Origin of the sequence: Streptomyces sp. (assembly GCF_036566765.1) — a bacterium.
In the GTDB taxonomy this organism is placed as follows: Bacteria; Actinomycetota; Actinomycetes; order Streptomycetales; family Streptomycetaceae; genus Streptomyces.
Genome location: NZ_DATCVQ010000675.1, coordinates 1 through 17,265, shown reverse-complemented (window position 1 = coordinate 17,265; position 17,265 = coordinate 1). Strand labels below are relative to the sequence as shown.

Below are 17,265 nucleotides of genomic sequence, written 5' to 3'. Positions count from 1 at the left end.
CCGCGCGGGCGCACGGGGACGCCGGCCGCGCCGCCGGCCGACCGGCCGCAGCGGCTGCTCTTCGTCCACCACGACAACGACAACTTCCTGCGCCCCGTCCTGGAGCGGTACGCCGCGCACCCGGACGTCGAGGTGCGGGTCCTGGACACCGCCGCCGACCCGGTCGTCGGGCCGCTGGCCAAGGGCGTCACCCGGATCGTCCAGCGGGCGATGGGCGGGCAGGTCGCGTACGGCAAGGACGTCGAGGCCGCGCTGCGCCCGCACCTCGACTGGGCCGACACCGTCTTCATCGACTGGTGCGGGATGGGCGCGGCGCTGTTCACCCTGGTGGACCCCGCCACCACCCGGATCGTCGTGCGGCTGCACAGCTACGAGGCCTTCAGCCTCTGGCCGCACATCGTCGACTTCTCCCGCGTCGACGACCTGGTCTTCGTCAGCGAGCACCTGCGCGACCTGTGCATCGCGGCCGTGCCCCGGCTCAAGGAGAAGGGCGCGCCCCGGCTCCACGTCGTCGACAACGCGGTCGAGCTGGCCCCCTTCGCTCGTCCCAAGCAGCCGGACGCCCGGTTCACGCTGGGCCTGGTCGGCGTGGGGCAGGTGGCGAAGGACCCGCGCTGGGCGCTCGAGGTGCTGCGGCTGCTGCGGGAGAAGGACGAGCGCTACCGGCTGCACCTGATCGGCTCCCCGCTCGACCCCGGCGTGAGCCCGGCGGCCGCCCGCTACCACCGCGCCTACGCGCGCGAGCTGCGCCGCCTCGAGGCGGCCGGCGCGGTGCGTCACATCGGGCAGACCCCGGACGTGCCGGGCGCGCTGTCCGAGGTCGGCGTGATCCTGAGCTCGTCGGTACGGGAGAGCTGGCACCTGGGCCTGGTCGAGGGCGCGGCGAGCGGCGCGGTGCCGGTGGTCCGCGACTGGCCGTTCTTCGCGGCCGGGCCGCGCGGCGCGCGGGCGCTGTTCCCGGACTCCTGGGTGGTGCCCGGTCCGGCGGAGGCCGCGGAGCGCGTGCTGAGCCTGACGGCGACCGAGGAGGGCTGGCGCAGGGCCGGCCGGGAGGCCGCCGCGCACGCGATGGGCGCATGGGACTGGACACGCGTACAGGGTGATTTCGACCGGCTGCTGCTGGCCGCGGACCGCGACGTATGCTCACCTGTCGAAGAGCCCGCAGAGGCACTGGGAAAGGCAGCAGAGTGAACTACAGGGTCCAGCCCACCGCGCAGGTCGACGAGACCGCGGAGATCGGCGCCGGCAGCAGTGTCTGGGAGCTCGCCCAGATCCGCGAGAAGGCCGTGCTCGGCGAGGGCTGCGTGATCGGCCGCGGCGCGTACGTGGGCACGGGCGTGCGCATGGGCGACAACTGCAAGCTGCAGAACTACTCGCTGGTGTACGAGCCGGCCGAGCTCGGCAACGGCGTCTTCATCGGCCCCGCGGTGGTGCTCACCAACGACCACAACCCGCGCTCGGTGGACCCCGACTTCAAGCAGAAGCGCGGCGGCGACTGGGAGGCCGTGGGCGTGAAGATCGCCGACGGCGCCTCGATCGGCGCGCGCTCGGTGTGTGTGGCCCCGCTGGAGATCGGCCGCTGGGCGATGATCGCGGCCGGCGCGGTCGTCACCAAGGACGTGCCGGACTTCGGCCTCGTCGTCGGCGTGCCGGCGCGCCAGATCGGCTGGGTCGGCAAGTCCGGCGTCCGGCTGGTGGAGCGCGAGGGCGAGCCGGGGCTGTGGGAGTGCCCGAAGACGGGCGCGCTGTACCGCGAGTCGGACGGGACGCTGTCCGAGGCCTGAGCGGCCCGCCGCACGGCACGGCACGGCATGAGCCGCACCGCTTGACTTCGAGGGGACCGGTCCGCCGGTCCCCTCCCTCGTTCCGGCCCACAGCGGACGCATAGGATGGCCGGGTTTCCCCCGCCCCCGGCGAGGGACTCCCCCGCCCCAGGCGCCCCGATGATGCGAGGCCGACACCATGTCCCAGACCGACGTCCAGGTCCCCCCGCGCAGGGACACGAGCGACGGACCACAGCCCGCCGAGCAGCCCGCCGAGCAGACGGCCGCGCCCAAGGCGGCCCCGGCCCGCCTGTACGCGCTCGACGCACTGCGCGTCGTCGCGGCGCTGTCCGTGCTGCTGTTCCACTTCACCGGCGTGGACGCGGCGACCAAGGCGAACTGGGGCGTGAACCCGCGGGAGCTGTTCCCGTGGCTCTTCCCGTACACCAAGTACGGCTCGTACGGCGTGCAGCTCTTCTTCATCATCAGCGGCTTCGTGATCTGCCTGTCGGCGTGGGGGCGCACGCCGGGCGCGTTCGTGAAGGCGCGGTTCCTGCGGCTCTTCCCCGCGTACTGGTTCTCCATCGTGGTGGCGCTGCTGGTGTGGCGCGGGCTGCCGGACGGTCAGCGCGCGGTGCCGACGTTCAGCGACGCGCTGACGAACGTCACCATGCTCCAGGTGCCGCTGAAGGCGGCGCACCTGGTCGGCGCGTACTGGACGCTCTGGGTGGAGCTCACGTTCTACCTGCTCTTCCTGGTGGTGATCTGGAAGGGCCTGGACTACAAGCGGGTGTCGGTCTTCTGCTGGCTGTGGCTGCTCGCGAGCGTGCTGGCGCAGCAGGACACGAGCATCCCGCTGGCGGGCATCTTCGCCCAGCCGCTGAACACGGCGCTGTTCGTCGGCGGCATCGCGATGTACCTGATGTACCGCTTCGGTCCGGACCTGAAGCTGTGGGGTCTGCTGGCGGCGAGCTGGCTGGTGATGCAGAGCGATCTCATCGAGCACGCGGACAGCCTGGTCAAGAAGGGGTACGACCGCTCCCCCTACGTGGCCCTCGCCCTGGTGACGGTGTTCTACCTGCTGGTACTGGCCGTGGCACTGCGAAAGCTGGAGTGGGTCTCCTGGAAGTGGCTGACCACGGCCGGCGCACTCGTCTACCCGCTGTACCTGCTGCATGAGGAGCTCGGCTGGGCCGTGATCCGCGAGCTGTACGAGCGCGGCCTGGGGCCGTGGCCGACGCTCGCGGTGACGACGGTGGGTCTGATCGTGCTGGCGTGGCTGACGCACGTCCTGGTGGAGAAGCCGTCGGTGCGCTGGCTCAAGGGACGCCTGGCCCGCGAGTCCGCCGCCCCGAAGGAACTGTCGCGCCGCTGACCGCGCGGGGGCGCAAGCCGGTGCACAAGCCGGTGCCCGAGCCGGTGCCCAAGCCGACGCTCCCTACGCGCCGGTAGACCCCTAGCAGTGCGGAATCCACGCGTCCACCACGCCGGGCCGAACACAGGGTGAGGATTCCCCAAAGAAAGTTCACCCCCGGATACAACCTCGGCTGATCGAACTGCATCTACCTCCCCGGAGTGTCTGGGGAGGTAGGGGATGGGCAATCGATCACGCCGCGCGGTGCTGGGCCTGCTGGGGCTCGGAGGGGCCGCCGGAGCCACGGCGTACGCGCTGCGCGACTCGGGCATGGCCGCGGAGGCGGACACCCCTCCCGCGACGCCTGCCGCCGACCCCACGCCGCAGCCCGTAGAGCCCACCGCGACGCCCTCGGCGTCGATTCTCGCGGAGAACCGGCTGCCGGGCTCCACGGACTGGGTCCAGTACCGCGACACCGTCATGGTCACCGACGACAAGCGCGGCCAGATCATGGGGTACGCGTCGACGACGTCCGCCGGGCGCGGCGAGACCGTCGACTTCCACGTCTCCGTGCGGGACGGCCGGGCCTACCGGATCGCCGTCTACCGCATCGGCGACTACGGCGGTACGGGCGCCCGGCTGATGACGACCAGCGACCGGCTGCGGGGCATCCGCCGGACGGTCCCCGAGGCCGACCCGCTCACCGGCGCCATCGAGTGCGCCTGGCCCGTCTCCTGGAGCCTGCGCATACCCGAGGGCTGGCTCTCCGGGCTCTACCAGGCCGTGTTCACCACCGAGGACGGGTGCCGCACCAGCACGCCGTTCGTGGTGCGCGAGCCGGCCCGCGCCTCCGACCTGCTGATCGTGATCCCCTTCGCGACCTACCAGGCCTACAACATGTGGCCGAAGGACAAGCGCATCGGCAAGAACCTCTACCGGGGGTACGCGCCGGGCGGGAAGCTGGGCGGCCCCGAGCTGCGGGCCCACAAGGTCTCCTTCGACCGGCCCTACTCCGGCAGCGGCGTGCCGAGCTGGTTCAACATGGACACGAGCTTCACGCGCTGGGCCGAGGCGGCCGGGTACGACGTGACGTACGCGAGCAGCCTCGACCTGCACGACGGGACCGTCGACCCCGCCAAGTACCGTGCGGTGTTCTTCCCCGGCCACGACGAGTACTGGTCGCGGCCCATGTTCGACGCCGCGACGAAGGCCGTCGGCGCCGGGACCAACCTCGCGTTCCTGGGCGCCAACAACGTCTACTTCCACGTCCGCATGGAACCCTCGCGCACGGGCGTCAAGGACCGGCTGATGGCCTGCTACAAGTCCACGCCGGACCCGACGCCGGACGCGGCCGGCCGCACGTCCCGCTTCCGGGAGATAGCCCTCGACGGCCGCCATGCCGAACAGCAGCTGCTCGGCATCCAGTTCAACGGCATCGTGCCCACCGACAAGCCGTTCCCGCTGGTGGTCAAGAACGCCCAGCACTGGCTGTGGGCGGGCACCGGAGTGCGCGACGGCGACAAGCTGCCCGGCCTGGTGGGCATCGAGGCGGACGCCCACGACCCGAAGGCCGTCCAGCCCCTCGGCGCCCGGCGCACCCTGCTCGCGGAGTCGCCGTACAAGGACTCGCGCCCCGGGGTCAGGCATCGGACCGTCCAGCACACCGCGTTCACCGAGTTCCCCAGCGGCGGCTCGGTGTTCGTGGCCGGGACCTTCCACTGGCCGATCGCCCTGGTGGACGGCGACTCGTGGGCGGACGAGCAGATCAAGAACAAGGACGCCCGGAAGGCCGTCCGCAAGGCGACGGTCAACCTGCTCGACCGCATGCTCCGCAAGCAGGCCTGAGCCACGAAGACGCCATGACAAGACGCCATGACGAAGGGGCCCTGCCCCGGCCAGTCGGCCGGGGCAGGGCCCCTTCGTCATGCGTGAAAAGCGTCAGCCGCCGATGACGACGCGGCGCACGCCCTGCCAGTTGGCCGGGTCGGTGGTGCGACGGCCGTCGACCAGGACGGTGACGTCCGGCAGGTCGGAGGAGGCCAGCTCGCGGTACTCGGCGTGGTCGGCCTGCAGGACCGCGGCCGTGACCGTCTCGCCGCGGTGCGCCGGCAGCTTGTGCGCCTCCAGCTCCTCCACGGTGTACATCGGGTCCGAGACGAACGGGACCGCGCCGCGGGCCTTGAGGGCCTCCACGGTGCCGTACACGCCGGAGAACGCGGTCTCCTTCACGCCGCCGCGGTAGGCGGCGCCGAGCACGAGCACGTTCACGCCGGTCAGGTCGCCGTACGCGGCGGCCAGCAGGTCCACCGCGTACTGGGGCATCGCGGCGTTGGCCTCACGGGCCGAGCGCACGACGGTCGCCTCCGGGTCGTTCCACAGGTACATCCGCGGGTAGATCGGGATGCAGTGGCCGCCGACGGCGATGCCCGGCTGGTGGATGTGGCTGTACGGCTGCGAGTTGCAGGCCTCGATGACCTTCTTGACGTCGATGCCGTTCTTGTCGGCGAACTTGGCGAACTGGTTCGCCAGGCCGATGTTGACGTCGCGGTACGTGGTCTCGGCGAGCTTCGCCAGCTCGGACGCCTCGGCGGTGACCAGGTCCCACACGCCGTTCGGCTGCGGCAGGTCGTCGCGCTCGTCGAAGTCGAGGACCTTCTCGTAGAACTCGACGCCGGCCTTGGTGGAGGCCTCGTCGATGCCGCCGACCAGCTTCGGGTAGCGGCGCAGGTCCGCGAAGACGCGGCCGGTGAGCACCCGCTCCGGGGAGAAGACCAGGTGGAAGTCCTCGCCCGCGGTGAGGCCGGAGCCCTGCTCCAGCATCGGCGCCCAGCGGGTGCGGGTGGTGCCGACCGGCAGGGTGGTCTCGTACGAGACGAGGGTGCCCGGCTTGAGGCCCTTGGCGATGGCCTCGGTCGCGGCGTCCATCCAGCCGAAGTCCGGCACGCCCTCGGCGTCCACGAACAGCGGGACGACGACCACGACGGCGTCGGACTGGGCGACCGCCGCGGTGGTGTCGGTGGTCGCGGACAGCAGACCGGCGCCCACGGTCTCCTTCAGGAGACGGTCGAGGTCGAACTCGCCCGGGAAGGGCTCGGTGCCGGCGTTGACCAGCTCGACGACCTTCTCGTTGACGTCCGCACCGATGACCTTGTGGCCCTTGGCGGCGAACTGGACGGCGAGCGGCAGGCCGATCTTGCCGAGCGCGACTACACAGATATTCATCGGGTCAGTTTCCTCTTCACACGGGACATCGTCTGGCGCAGTCGCTTGCCCGCGCCGAGCGCCGGCTCCCAGAGCGGGGCCGTGGTGATCACGAGCCGCCCCTTGGAGTTCGCGGTGGCCGAGACACGGTACGGGACGATGTCTCGCCAGCGCCGCGCCAGCGGCAGGGGACGGTTCTTGGTCCGTACCGGGATCTCGTACGTCGAGCCTGCCACATCGAGATAGGCGCGGACTCCGAGGGTGGCGCGCTTCGCCTGGAGCGGGAAGCGGGCGTGCAGCACGGTGCCGGTGCCGTCCTCGGTGGGCTCGCTGCGCTGCTCGCCGGCCGGGGCGGGCAGTTCGGTGCCGACGGGCAGCCGGCGGCCGCCGGGCTTGTCGGCGCTCTTGGGCATCGCCCGGTCGGCGAGCCGGAGCACCGCCGACCCGGCCTGTCCGGCCACCGGGACGCGGACCGACAGGTGAACGGCCAGGTCCTGGCCGTTCTGGTCCCACTGGGCGGACACCAGTCCGGTACCGGCGGACAGGTGCTTGGGCACGGCCTCGCCGATCACCTCGAAGAGGCGGTCGGGCAGGTCGAGCTCCGGGTCGCGGAAGCCGGGGTAGCGGACGTAGGCGCGCTCGTCCTCCAGGAGGAACGGCGAGCCGTCGCCCTCGGTGTCGGCGGTGATCGCCTCGACCAGCCGGTCCACGGCCCCGGCCTGCGCGAGCGCGATCCGGACGCGCCGCTGCACGTCCAGGGAGTCACGCAGCGGCTCGGTGAAGTACGCGTCGGCCAGCTTCGCGATCCCCGCGCACAGCTCGACCTGGGTGGCGCGGTCCAGGGCCGGGAAGTCGTCCTGGATCAGCTTGGCGAGCTCCCAGGTGAAGTGCCGCAGGAAGACCGCGTCGCGCTGCGGGCCGGGCTCGATCAGCTCGGCGGCGTACGTCATGATCCGCTCGACGCAGTGCAGCCGGGCCAGATGGTTCGCCCGGTACGTGATGTTGCTCGCGTCGCCGCGCTTGACCGCGTAGTAGCAGGTGTAGTCGGCGACCACGGAGATCTTGCGGGCCCGGACGCAGGCCTCGATGGTGAACGGCTGGTCGCTGCCGACCGGCATGTCCTCGGGGAACCGCAGGCCGAGCTTCTCGACGAGGTCGCGCCGGAACAGCTTGGTGTTGGCCAGGGTGAACGGCAGGGCGGAGTCGTACAGGCTCACGTCCGGGTCGTTCTTCTTGTACAGCGCCTGGTGCACGTAACGGCCGTTGGTGCCGACCATCTTGCCGACGACGACGTCCGACTCGTTCTCGTCGGCGCACTTGACCAGCCGCTTCAGAGCGTCCTTGCCGAGGTAGTCGTCGGAGCCTATGAAGTACACGTACCGGCCGGTGGCCTTCTCCAGGGCGCGGTTGCTGGGCGCGGCCGGCCCGCCGGAGTTGGCCTGGTGGATCACCTTGACGGTGTCCGGGTACTTCGCGGCGAACCGGTCCAGCTCCTTGCCGCTGTCGTCGGTGGAGCCGTCGTCGACCGCGACGATCTCCAGCCGGCTCAGCCCGATGGTCTGACCGACGAGCGAGTTCAGGCACTCGGTCAGGTACGGCATCGTGTTGTAGACGGCGACGACGACCGTGACGTCGGGGACGGTCGTCACATCCGGCCCCTCTCGGCGGCGCCCGGCACGAGGCGGGTGTAGAGCCGGTCGAGGACCTCGGCCTGCGCCTCCCACGTCCAGGTGTCGAGCAGCCCCGGCTTGTCGTAGGCGGCCTTGTACTTCTCCGGGTCGGCGAGCACGGCCTTGATCGCGCGCGCCAGGTCGTCCACGTCCTCGGCCCGGCAGACCTCGCCCTGACCGGTGGAGCGGGTGACCTCGGACATCGTCTTCACATCGCTGACGACCAGCGGCAGCCGGGCGTGCGAGTACTCGAAGAACTTCGTGATCAGCGCGATCTCGTGGTTCGGCCAGTGGTGGATCGGGATGCAGCCGACGTTCGCCGCGGACAGGAAGCGGACCACCTGGTAGTGCGGCACGTACGGGACGGCGTGCAGCCGGTCGCCGACGCCGAGTTCCTCGGCGCGCTTCAGCAGCCCCTGGATGTAGCCTGCGGCCGGTGCGGGCACGACGAACGCCATGTGCACGCCGTCCAGCTTCGGCAGCGCCTCCACCATGTCGCCGAGACCGCGCTGCGGGCCGGGCGAACCGCTGTAGACGACCAGCGGCACGTCGGGGCCGATGCCGCACAGGGCGCGCAGGTCCGGGACGGGTTCGGCGTCGTCCAGGGCCGGGTCGGTCTCCACCGGGCGGTCCGGGGCGTTGAGGACGACGGTCGGCTGCTCGCGGAGGCCGTGGCGCTCGCGCAGCAGGTCGCCGAGGCCCTCGGAGACGGTGACGACGGCGTCGGCGTACGGGGCGAACTCGCTCTCGTGCGCGGTGTTGCCGGGGATCCAGTGGGCGTTGTCCTCCCACGGGCGGACACCGGGCAGGAACTCGTGCGCGTCCCAGACCAGCTTGACGTTCCGGCCCTTGGCCCGGGCGCGCACCGCGGCGCGGGCGCCGACGCCGAGCATCCGGAAGTCGTTGGCGTGGATCAGGTCGGGCTTCAGGGCGTCGATCTCGGCGCCGTACGTGAGCTCGTAGTCCCACAGCACCGGCTCGAGACGGCGCCAGGCGCGCTTGCCCTTGGCGGCCTTCCACGTGGCGGTGAACGCGCGGTCGATCGGGCCGCGCAGCGCCTTGCCGGCCTTGATGGCCTGACGCGTCTGCCGGGCCCGGAAGCCGATCCACTTCTGCATGAACTTCGACACCGGGCCGGCGACCACGAGCCGCGCCTGCTCGGACTTGCGGAACAGCGGCGAGCCGACGGCCTCGGGCACCACCTTCAGCGCGGCGCGCCGGGTCGCGACGTCCGCGCGCCAGGCCTTGGCCCACTGCTGGCGGTACGCGGCCATCGGGCCGGGCTGGTACGCGAACGGGCGGCGCAGCGGCGAGCGGTGCCGCTCGGCGTGGCGCTTGGCGAGCGGGGTCTTCAGCGGAAGCAGCTTGACCTCGGCGTCGCCGAGCTTCCACGTGCGTCCGTTGCCGGAGCGCACCAGGCCGAGCAGCGTGACGTCCCAGCCGGCCGCGGCCGCGGACTCCGCGGCCTTCTGCACCCGCGAGTCGCCCTCGACCTTGTTGTCGACCAGCATGACGACGCGGCCCTTTCGGGGACGGGGCGCGTCGGCATTCTGCGATTCCATGAACAGCCTTTCTTGACCGATCACTTGAGGAAGCCGCTCAGGACCTGGGCAGTCCAGGTTCCGTCGTGGTAGGTGTGGGCGAACTCGACCGACTCACGGCCGATGCGGGCCGTGGCCTCGCGGTCGTCGAGGAGCGTCTGGAGCACCTCGCGGAGGTTCTCGGGGGTCGCGTTGACGATCGGCAGCGCGCCCTCGGTGACCGCCTTGACCTCGTCGCTGATGTAGCCGACGACGGGCCGCCCGGCCGCCATCGCCTCGACGGCGAAGGTGCCGTAGCTGCCGGTGGTGAACTGGTCGAGCACCAGGTCGCTGCTCTGCACCAGCTCGCGCATCTCGGCCCAGGGGATGCCCTCGGCGAGCTTGAACTCGATGACGCCCTTGTCGTGCAGCTCGGTCAGGAGCGGCATGATCCGGTCGGTGCCCTTGGTCCAGCGCTTGGACGGGGCGTGCAGCACGACCGGCCGCTCGCGCTCCATGACGGGGTGCTCGCTGGCCCAGGACTTCACGTCGACGACGAGCGGGGCCCACTTGGCCGTCGGCAGGTCGTCGAGCAGGTCCGGGGTGGTGACGAAGAGCGGAAGACCCGCCTCGTCGGCGATCTTCTTGTTCAGCTCGGCCTTGGCCTGGAGCTTCTCCGCGATGCCCTCGGGGGCGTCGTGGAAGAGCGAGCAGGCGTGCCGCCTCATGTGGTTGCCCGGGTGCCGGATGTCGCTGCCGTGGGCCAGCAGGCCGACCTTGACCTTGGCCTGCTTGAGCGCGGCCAGGTCGCCCTGGACGGAGGAGCCGTTGAGGTAGCCGAAGACCGGCATGAAGGCGTCGACGAGCAGGTGCGTGTAGCGCCCGACGACCCGCTCGACCTGCTGGAACTGGACGTCCAGCTCACGCAGCCGGGTCGCGTCGACGTACACGTCCGCCGGGTAGTCGAAGGACTCGGGACGCTTGTTCATCACGACCTCGACCGACACGTCGGGGTTGAGGCGCGTGATGGCCTGCGCGTACGCCGCGCCCTGGCCCGCGTAGTTGGCGGGGCCGAGGCCGAGCTTGATCTTGGTGTTGCCGAGCTTCTTCCAGACCGGCTGCCCGTCGGCGGTGGTGATCTCCACCTCGCGGACCGCTCCGGGGGTCTCCTGGACGGTCCAGGACACGTCGGGCCGGGGGCCGGGCGGGGTCTTCTTCGACAGCTCGCGGTAGAGCTGGAGCAGCTTGCCGCTCTGCGCCTCCCAGGACAGGTCCGTGAGGACGTCCTCGGTGATCGCCTCGGCCAGCTTGTCCCGGTTCTTCATGGCGCGGGTCGCGGCGGCCGCGAAGGTCTTCGGGTCGTCCCAGGTCCAGACCTCGCCCAGGCCCTTCTCCTCGACGTACGCCTTGATGACCTTGACGTCGCTGGTGACGAGCGGCAGCCGGGCCTGGAGGTACTCGGAGACCTTCGTGGGAAGGGAGACCTCGCAGTTGGGGACCTTCTTGAACGGGGTGAGGCCCACGTCCGCGGAGGACAGGTAGTCGGCGACCTCGTGCTGCGGCACGTACGGCACCAGGTGGACCCGGTCGCGGACGCCGAGCGCCTCGGCCTGCGCGAGCAGTTCCTCCAGGAGCGGGGTGGTCCGGCCGACGACCAGCGCCAGGTGGTAGCCCGGCAGTTCCGGCATGCCGTCGATGACCGCGTCGACGCCGCGCTCACGGCCGATCCAGCCGGAGTACACCATCAGCGGGACCTCGGGGCCCAGACCGCAGGCCTTGCGCACCGAGTTGCTCGACTTGCTGCCGCCGATGACCTCGCGGACCGGCGAATTGCCCACAACGAGCGGCAGCTTGCGCAGCCTGTGGTCGTTCTTCAGCAGCTCGGCCATCTGCGTGGAGACGGTGACGACCGCGTCGGCGCGGCCGATGAACTCGGCCTCCATCGCCGGAAGCGCGTACGCCTGCCGCTTGTTGGGCCACTCCACGCCCTTGATGTACTCGTGCGCGTCGTACAGCCAGGCACACCGGTGCCCCGCCGCCCGCAGCCGCGCGGCGCTGCGCGCGGCGGTGACGATCATGGTGGCGTCGTTGGCGTGGATGACGTCCGGCTTGATCTTCTCGATCACCGGGCCGAAGGCCAGGTCGAGATCGACCACCTGCGGCCAGTCACGACGCCAGTCGCGCACCGGCGCCGGGTCCTTCGGCTTGTTGCGGCGCTGCTCCCACTTGAACGCCCGCACACGGAAACGATGCACCGCCCGCCGCGCGCGCAACAGCGCCTTCAGCGACGTACGACGCGGCCCGCCGGACCACGAGGACTCGGCGGACTTCTGGCGCACCCAGGCCCGGTAGGCGGCGCTGTAGCGATTCAGCGCCGCCTGGTCCTGGAGCTGGAACTGGGTGGCCGCGGCGCGCACCGGGTGTGCCTTGCGCGCGGTCACCGCCCGAAGGTAGTCGGCGCCCACGGGAACCCGGATCACATCGATCGGGCCCATCTTGGAGTGCTGGACGCGCCTGGTGTCGCTCCTGCCGATCAGGGTGACGTCCCAGCCGTCGCGGGCGGCCGCGACGGCGGTCTTCTGTACCCGCGAGTCGCCGGTGATTCCGTTGGCGACGATCACCGCGAGCCGCGGCCGGCGGGCGTGGGATTCCATGAGCTACTTCCTCCGGGAAGACTTACGTTCGGCGTCCCCGGCTTCCACCGAGGGAAGCCGGGGACCGGCGGGCAGCGGCGACCCGCCGCCGAGGTGGATCTAGGCCGCTCCACCGCCGTTGTCGTCCAGACGGACAGTAGTCCGCTCGGCAGCGGACCGCAGGACCGCCGCGGCGACCTCCACCGTACGCAGCCCCTGCCGCAGGGTGCAGATGTCCGCCTCCTCGCCGCGCATCGCGTCGCGGAACAGCTCGTGCTCGACGAGCAGCGGCTCACGCTTCGGGATGGCGAAGCGGACCATGTCGCCCTCGGAGACCCCGCGGAAGGCCTGCAGCGCCTCCCACTCCGTCGCGACCGCCGCGTTGGAGTAGAAGGTCAGGTCGGCCGTGAGGGTGTCCGCGATGAAGCAGCCGCGATCGCCGGTGACCGAGGTGAACCGCTCCTTCAGCGGGCTCAGCCAGTTGACGAGGTGGTTGACCATCGTGCCGTCGGCGAGCTGGCCGACGGCGGAGACCATGTCCTCGTGCGGACGGCCGGACTTCGACACCGTGTGGGCGGCGATCGAGGTGTACTCCTGGCCGGTCACCCACGCGGTGAGGTCGATGTCGTGGGTGGCGAGGTCCTTGACCACGCCGACGTCCGCGATGCGGTGCGGGAACGGGCCCTGGCGACGGGTGACGACCTGGAACACATCGCCCAGCTCACCGGCCTCCAGGCGCTCGCGCAGCGAACGCAGCGCCGGGTTGCAGCGCTCGATGTGGCCCACGCCGGCCACCAGGCCGCGCGACTCGAACGCCTCGACCAGGCGGCGGGCGCCCTCGACGGTGTCCGCGACGGGCTTCTCGATGAGCGCGCCGACACCGGCCTCGGCCAGCTTCAGGCCGACTTCCTCGTGCAGCGCGGTCGGGCAGGCGACGACGGCGTAGTCGATGCCGAGCGCGATGAGCTCCTCGACGGTCGACAGGACCGGGGCGCCCTGCGCCCAGCCGTTCTTGTCGCCCATCGGGTCGACGACACCGACGAGCTGGACGCCGTCGAGCCCGGCCAGTACGCGGGCGTGGTGGCGTCCCATGGAGCCGAGGCCGACCAGGCCGGCTCGCAGTACAGCGGCAGTCACAGGTTCTCTCCCAGCGCGTTCACGGCGGTGACGATGCGCTCCAGGTCGCTCTCGGACAGGGACGGGTGGACCGGCAGGGAGACGACCTCGGCCGCCGCCTTCTCGGTCTCCGGCAGGTCCCAGTTGCGGCCGGCCTTCTGGTCCGGCTCCCAGTACGGCTTCAGGCGGTGGATCGGGGTCGGGTAGTAGACCGCGTTGCCGATGCCCGCCTCGGTGAGCCGGGCCATCGCGGCGTCGCGGTCGCCCTTCACCCGGATCGTGTACTGGTGGTAGATGTGCCGCGCGCCCTCGGCGACGATCGGCGTGACCACGTTCTCGGCCTTGATGTGCTCCGAGAGGTACGCGGCGTTGGCGATGCGCTTCTCGGTCCAGCCGCCGAGCTTGCCGAGCTGGACGCGGCCGATCGCGGCGTTCACGTCGGTCATGCGCATGTTCGCGCCGACGATCTCGTTCGCGTACCGCTGCTCCATGCCCTGGTTGCGCAGCAGGCGCAGGGTGCGGGCGATCTCGGCGTCGGCCGTGGAGATCATGCCGCCCTCGAGGGAGTGCATGTTCTTCGTCGGGTAGAAGCTGAACGTGCCGCCGGTGCCGAACGCGCCGACCGGGGTGCCGTTCAGGGCCGCGGCGTGCGCCTGGCACGCGTCCTCGACGACCGCCAGCTTGTGCTTGTCGGCGATGGCCATGATCTTGTCCATCGCGGCCGGGTTGCCGTAGATGTGCACCGGCATGATCGCCGCGGTCCGCGGGGTGATCGCGGCCTCGACGGCGGCCGGGTCGATGTTGAAGCTGGACGCCTCCACGTCGACGAAGACGACGTCGGCGCCGACCAGGCGGACTGCGTTCGCCGAGGCGGCGAACGAGAAGGACGGAACGATCACCTCGTCGCCGGGGCCGATGCCCATGGCCATCAGAAGGAGGTGCAGCGCGGAGGTACCGGAGTTGACGGCCACGCAGTGGCGTCCCTCGACGACCTTCGAGAACTCCTCCTCGAACGCGGCCACCTCCGGGCCCTGTACGACGCGGCCGGTGCGCAGTACGCGCACCGCCGCCTCGATCTCTTCTTCACCGATGACCGGGCGGGCAGCGGGAATGGGCTGCTCGTTGATGCTCGCCATGGACGTCCTCCTTGAACACCGCAAGAGCTCTATGTGGCAGAGGTCTGGGGTGTTGCGGACGTCTCGCGAGGCCGCGCGTACCCCTCCGGCGCGATGCCGACGCCCTACCGAGGAATGCTGGGACCGGTCTGTCCCCGATCCCTTTCGGTCACCGACCGTAGTCTCCGGGAGTCTCCGGGCGAGGCCCGCAGGCGGCGACGACCGGGCGTCACATTATCAGGAATTTCCCAGTCAATTTCGGGGCCGTTTACGTGGCCAGGCATCAATTCTGAAACAAAAGCCCATGCGCCTACGGGACTCCCAGATCAGCGGCACAGGACGTTCCGAAGATGGCCACCCTACGTTCAAACACACCATGCGCGGTGAGTGACGGCCGTCACGCGACGGCCGTCACTCACACCCGATGTGACCTCTACTGCTCGGCCGGGGCGGTCTTCTTGACCGCCGCCTTCGTGGCCTTCTTCGCAGTCGTCTTCTTGGCCGCGGTCTTCTTGGCCGCCGTCTTCTTGGTGGCGGCCTTCTTCGCCGTGGCCTTCTTGGCGGTCTTGCGCGCGGCCTTCTTCGCCGGCGCGGCCTCGCCCTCGGACTCCGTGACGGACGTCTCGAACTCCGCCTCCGCGGCGGCCGGGGTGCTGGTCACCACGACGACGGCGGCCTCCTCCGCTCCGGCCGGCGCGCCGGCGGGAGCGGTGGCCTTGCGGACGACCCGGCGACGGGCGCGCGGCGGGGCGGCCACGGGGGCCTCCTCGACGGGAGCCTCGACGACGACCGGCTCCGGCTCCACGGCGGGCGCGGGCTCGGCGACGGGCGCCGGCTCGACGACCTCGGCGACCGGCTCCGGCGTCGAGACGACCGGCGCGGACACCTTGCGGGTGGCGCGACGACGGCTCCGCGGGGCCGGGGCGGCCTCCTCGGCGACGACGGGCGCGGTCTCGACGACCTCCGCCACCGGCTCGACCACGGTCTCGACGACCGTCTCGGCCACCGGCTGCGGCTTCGCCGCGGTCACCGGCGCGGAGGCGCGGCGGGTCGCCCGGCGACGGCCGCGACCGCGCGAAGCGGCCGCCTCCGCCTCGGCGACGGAGCCGTACAGCTCCTCGTCCGGTGCGATGGGCTCCTCGACGGCCACCGGCGCGGCGATCTCCGCCGCGACCTCGGCCTCGGTCTCGAGCTCCTCGACCTCCTCGACCTCCAGGGCCTCGGGGTGCTCGTGGACGTGCTCCGCGCCGCCGCGGCCGCGCTTCTTCGCCCGCTTGCCGCTGCCGCCGCCACCCTGGGTGGCCGGCTGCTCCATGTGCACGATCACGCCACGGCCGTTGCAGTGGACGCAGGTCTCGGAGAAGGACTCGAGCAGACCCTGGCCGACCCGCTTACGGGTCATCTGCACCAGGCCGAGCGAGGTGACCTCGGCCACCTGGTGCTTGGTCCGGTCACGGCCCAGGCACTCCAGGAGACGGCGCAGCACCAGGTCGCGGTTGGACTCCAGGACCATGTCGATGAAGTCGATGACGACGATGCCGCCCAGGTCGCGCAGCCGCAGCTGGCGCACGATCTCCTCGGCCGCTTCGAGGTTGTTCCTCGTCACGGTCTCCTCGAGGTTGCCGCCCTGACCGGTGAACTTGCCGGTGTTGACGTCGACGACGATCATCGCCTCGGTCTTGTCGATCACCAGCGAACCGCCGGACGGCAGCCAGACCTTGCGGTCCAGCGCCTTCATCAGCTGCTCGTCGATCCGGTACGTCGCGAAGACGTCGACCTCGCTCGTCCACTTGGACAGGCGGTCGGTCAGGTCCGGGGCGACGTGGTTCACGTACCCGTGGATGGTCTCCCACGCGTCGTCACCACTGACGATGACCTTCGAGAAGTCCTCGTTGAAGATGTCGCGGACGACCCGGACGGTCATGTCCGGCTCACCGTAGAGAAGGGTCGGGGCGTTGCCGCTCTTCGCCTTCTTCTGGATGTCCTCCCACTGCGCCTGCAGGCGCTCCACGTCACGGCGCAGCTCGTCCTCGCTCGCGCCCTCGGCGGCGGTGCGCACGATGACGCCCGCGTCCTCGGGGACGATCTTCTTGAGGATGGTCTTCAGGCGCGCGCGCTCGGTGTCCGGGAGCTTGCGGCTGATGCCGGTCATGGAACCCTCGGGCACGTACACGAGGTAGCGGCCCGGCAGGGAGACCTGGCTGGTCAGACGCGCGCCCTTGTGGCCGATCGGGTCCTTCGTCACCTGGACGAGGACCGACTGGCCGGACTTCAGCGCGGTCTCGATGCGGCGCGGCCCGTTGGCCATGCCGAGCGCCTCGAAGTTGACCTCGCCGGCGTACAGGACCGCGTTGCGGCCCTTGCCGATGTCGACGAAGGCGGCCTCCATCGACGGCAGCACGTTCTGGACCTTGCCCAGGTAGACGTTGCCGACGTACGAGGTGGCCTGCTCCTTGTTGACGTAGTGCTCGACGAGCACACCGTCCTCGAGCACGCCGATCTGCGTGCGCTCACCGCTCTGCCGGACGACCATCACCCGCTCGACGGCCTCGCGGCGGGCGAGGAACTCGGCCTCGGTGATGATCGGGACCCGGCGGCGGCCCTGCTCACGGCCCTCACGGCGGCGCTGCTTCTTGGCCTCCAGACGGGTCGAGCCCTTGATGGACTGCACCTCGTCGGACGGCTCGGCCTTCGGGCGGGGCTCGCGGACCTTGACGACCGTGCGCTCGGGGTCGTCACCGGGCTCGATGTCGGCGGAGCTGTCACCGGTACGACGGCGGCGGCGACGGCGACGACGGCTGCTGGAGGACGAGGAACCGCCCTCGTCGGAGTCCTCCTCCGCGTCGTCCTCGGCCTGCTCGGCGGTGTCCTCGGCGTCCTGGTCCGACTCGGC

The 17,265-nt window shown here is 71.0% G+C and carries 11 protein-coding genes; 4 read left to right on the top strand and 7 right to left on the bottom strand.

Annotation, left to right across the window (positions count from 1 at the left end; genetic code table 11):
• The 4 genes from VIU94_RS39250 to VIU94_RS39235 all read left to right on the top strand — a co-directional run.
• The coding region (locus tag VIU94_RS39250; RefSeq protein ID WP_524540663.1) for a glycosyltransferase family protein at positions 1-1,191 on the top strand (1,191 nt) is incomplete at its 5' end.
• Complete coding sequence (locus tag VIU94_RS39245) at positions 1,188-1,784, top strand: acyltransferase (RefSeq protein WP_331919504.1); 597 nt, start codon at positions 1,188-1,190, stop codon at positions 1,782-1,784. The genes VIU94_RS39250 and VIU94_RS39245, both read left to right, overlap by 4 nt.
• 178 nt (positions 1,785-1,962) lie before the next feature.
• Positions 1,963-3,138: an acyltransferase family protein gene (locus tag VIU94_RS39240; protein ID WP_331919502.1), complete on the top strand. Its 1,176-nt coding sequence runs from the start codon at positions 1,963-1,965 to the stop codon at positions 3,136-3,138.
• A gap of 219 nt (positions 3,139-3,357) precedes the next feature.
• Positions 3,358-4,962: a N,N-dimethylformamidase beta subunit family domain-containing protein gene (locus VIU94_RS39235; protein ID WP_331919500.1), complete on the top strand. Its 1,605-nt coding sequence runs from the start codon at positions 3,358-3,360 to the stop codon at positions 4,960-4,962.
• 93 nt (positions 4,963-5,055) lie between these two features.
• On the opposite strand, the gene VIU94_RS39230 is transcribed toward VIU94_RS39235, so the two are convergent.
• The 7 genes from VIU94_RS39230 to VIU94_RS39200 form a co-directional block, all read right to left on the bottom strand.
• Complete coding sequence (locus VIU94_RS39230; RefSeq protein ID WP_331919498.1) at positions 5,056-6,339, bottom strand: nucleotide sugar dehydrogenase; 1,284 nt, start codon at positions 6,337-6,339, stop codon at positions 5,056-5,058.
• Complete coding sequence (locus tag VIU94_RS39225) at positions 6,336-7,919, bottom strand: glycosyltransferase family 2 protein (protein ID WP_414721082.1); 1,584 nt, start codon at positions 7,917-7,919, stop codon at positions 6,336-6,338. The genes VIU94_RS39230 and VIU94_RS39225 overlap by 4 nt, the downstream gene beginning before the upstream one ends.
• Positions 7,920-7,963: 44 nt before the next feature.
• Positions 7,964-9,550 carry a glycosyltransferase family 4 protein gene (locus VIU94_RS39220; protein ID WP_331919494.1) on the bottom strand — a complete coding sequence of 529 codons (1,587 nt, stop codon included), beginning with the start codon at positions 9,548-9,550 and terminating at the stop codon, positions 7,964-7,966.
• Between the two features lie 20 nt (positions 9,551-9,570).
• Complete coding sequence (locus VIU94_RS39215; protein WP_331919492.1) at positions 9,571-12,162, bottom strand: glycosyltransferase family 4 protein; 2,592 nt, start codon at positions 12,160-12,162, stop codon at positions 9,571-9,573.
• Between the two features lie 99 nt (positions 12,163-12,261).
• Entirely contained in the window at positions 12,262-13,278 is a 1,017-nt protein-coding gene (locus tag VIU94_RS39210; RefSeq protein ID WP_331919490.1) for a Gfo/Idh/MocA family protein, read from the bottom strand.
• The gene (locus VIU94_RS39205) at positions 13,275-14,393 is read right to left on the bottom strand and encodes a DegT/DnrJ/EryC1/StrS family aminotransferase (RefSeq protein ID WP_331919488.1); all 1,119 of its coding nucleotides are present in this window, start codon (positions 14,391-14,393) and stop codon (positions 13,275-13,277) included. Before VIU94_RS39205 ends, VIU94_RS39210 begins: the two co-directional genes overlap by 4 nt.
• A 412-nt stretch (positions 14,394-14,805) precedes the next feature.
• On the bottom strand, positions 14,806-17,265 hold a 2,460-nt coding region (locus VIU94_RS39200), incomplete at its 5' end, for an Rne/Rng family ribonuclease (protein WP_331919486.1).

What these genes read in the sequence shown, in the direction of transcription:
- VIU94_RS39240 (WP_331919502.1), top strand. Translation starts at nt 1,963, where the DNA reads ATGTCCCAGACCGACGTCCAGGTCCCCCCGCGCAGGGACACGAGCGAC.
- VIU94_RS39235 (WP_331919500.1), top strand. Translation starts at nt 3,358, where the DNA reads ATGGGCAATCGATCACGCCGCGCGGTGCTGGGCCTGCTGGGGCTCGGA.
- VIU94_RS39230 (WP_331919498.1), bottom strand. Translation starts at nt 6,339, where the DNA reads ATGAATATCTGTGTAGTCGCGCTCGGCAAGATCGGCCTGCCGCTCGCC.
- VIU94_RS39225 (WP_414721082.1), bottom strand. Translation starts at nt 7,919, where the DNA reads ATGCCGTACCTGACCGAGTGCCTGAACTCGCTCGTCGGTCAGACCATC.
- VIU94_RS39220 (WP_331919494.1), bottom strand. Translation starts at nt 9,550, where the DNA reads ATGGAATCGCAGAATGCCGACGCGCCCCGTCCCCGAAAGGGCCGCGTC.
- VIU94_RS39215 (WP_331919492.1), bottom strand. Translation starts at nt 12,162, where the DNA reads ATGGAATCCCACGCCCGCCGGCCGCGGCTCGCGGTGATCGTCGCCAAC.
- VIU94_RS39205 (WP_331919488.1), bottom strand. Translation starts at nt 14,393, where the DNA reads ATGGCGAGCATCAACGAGCAGCCCATTCCCGCTGCCCGCCCGGTCATC.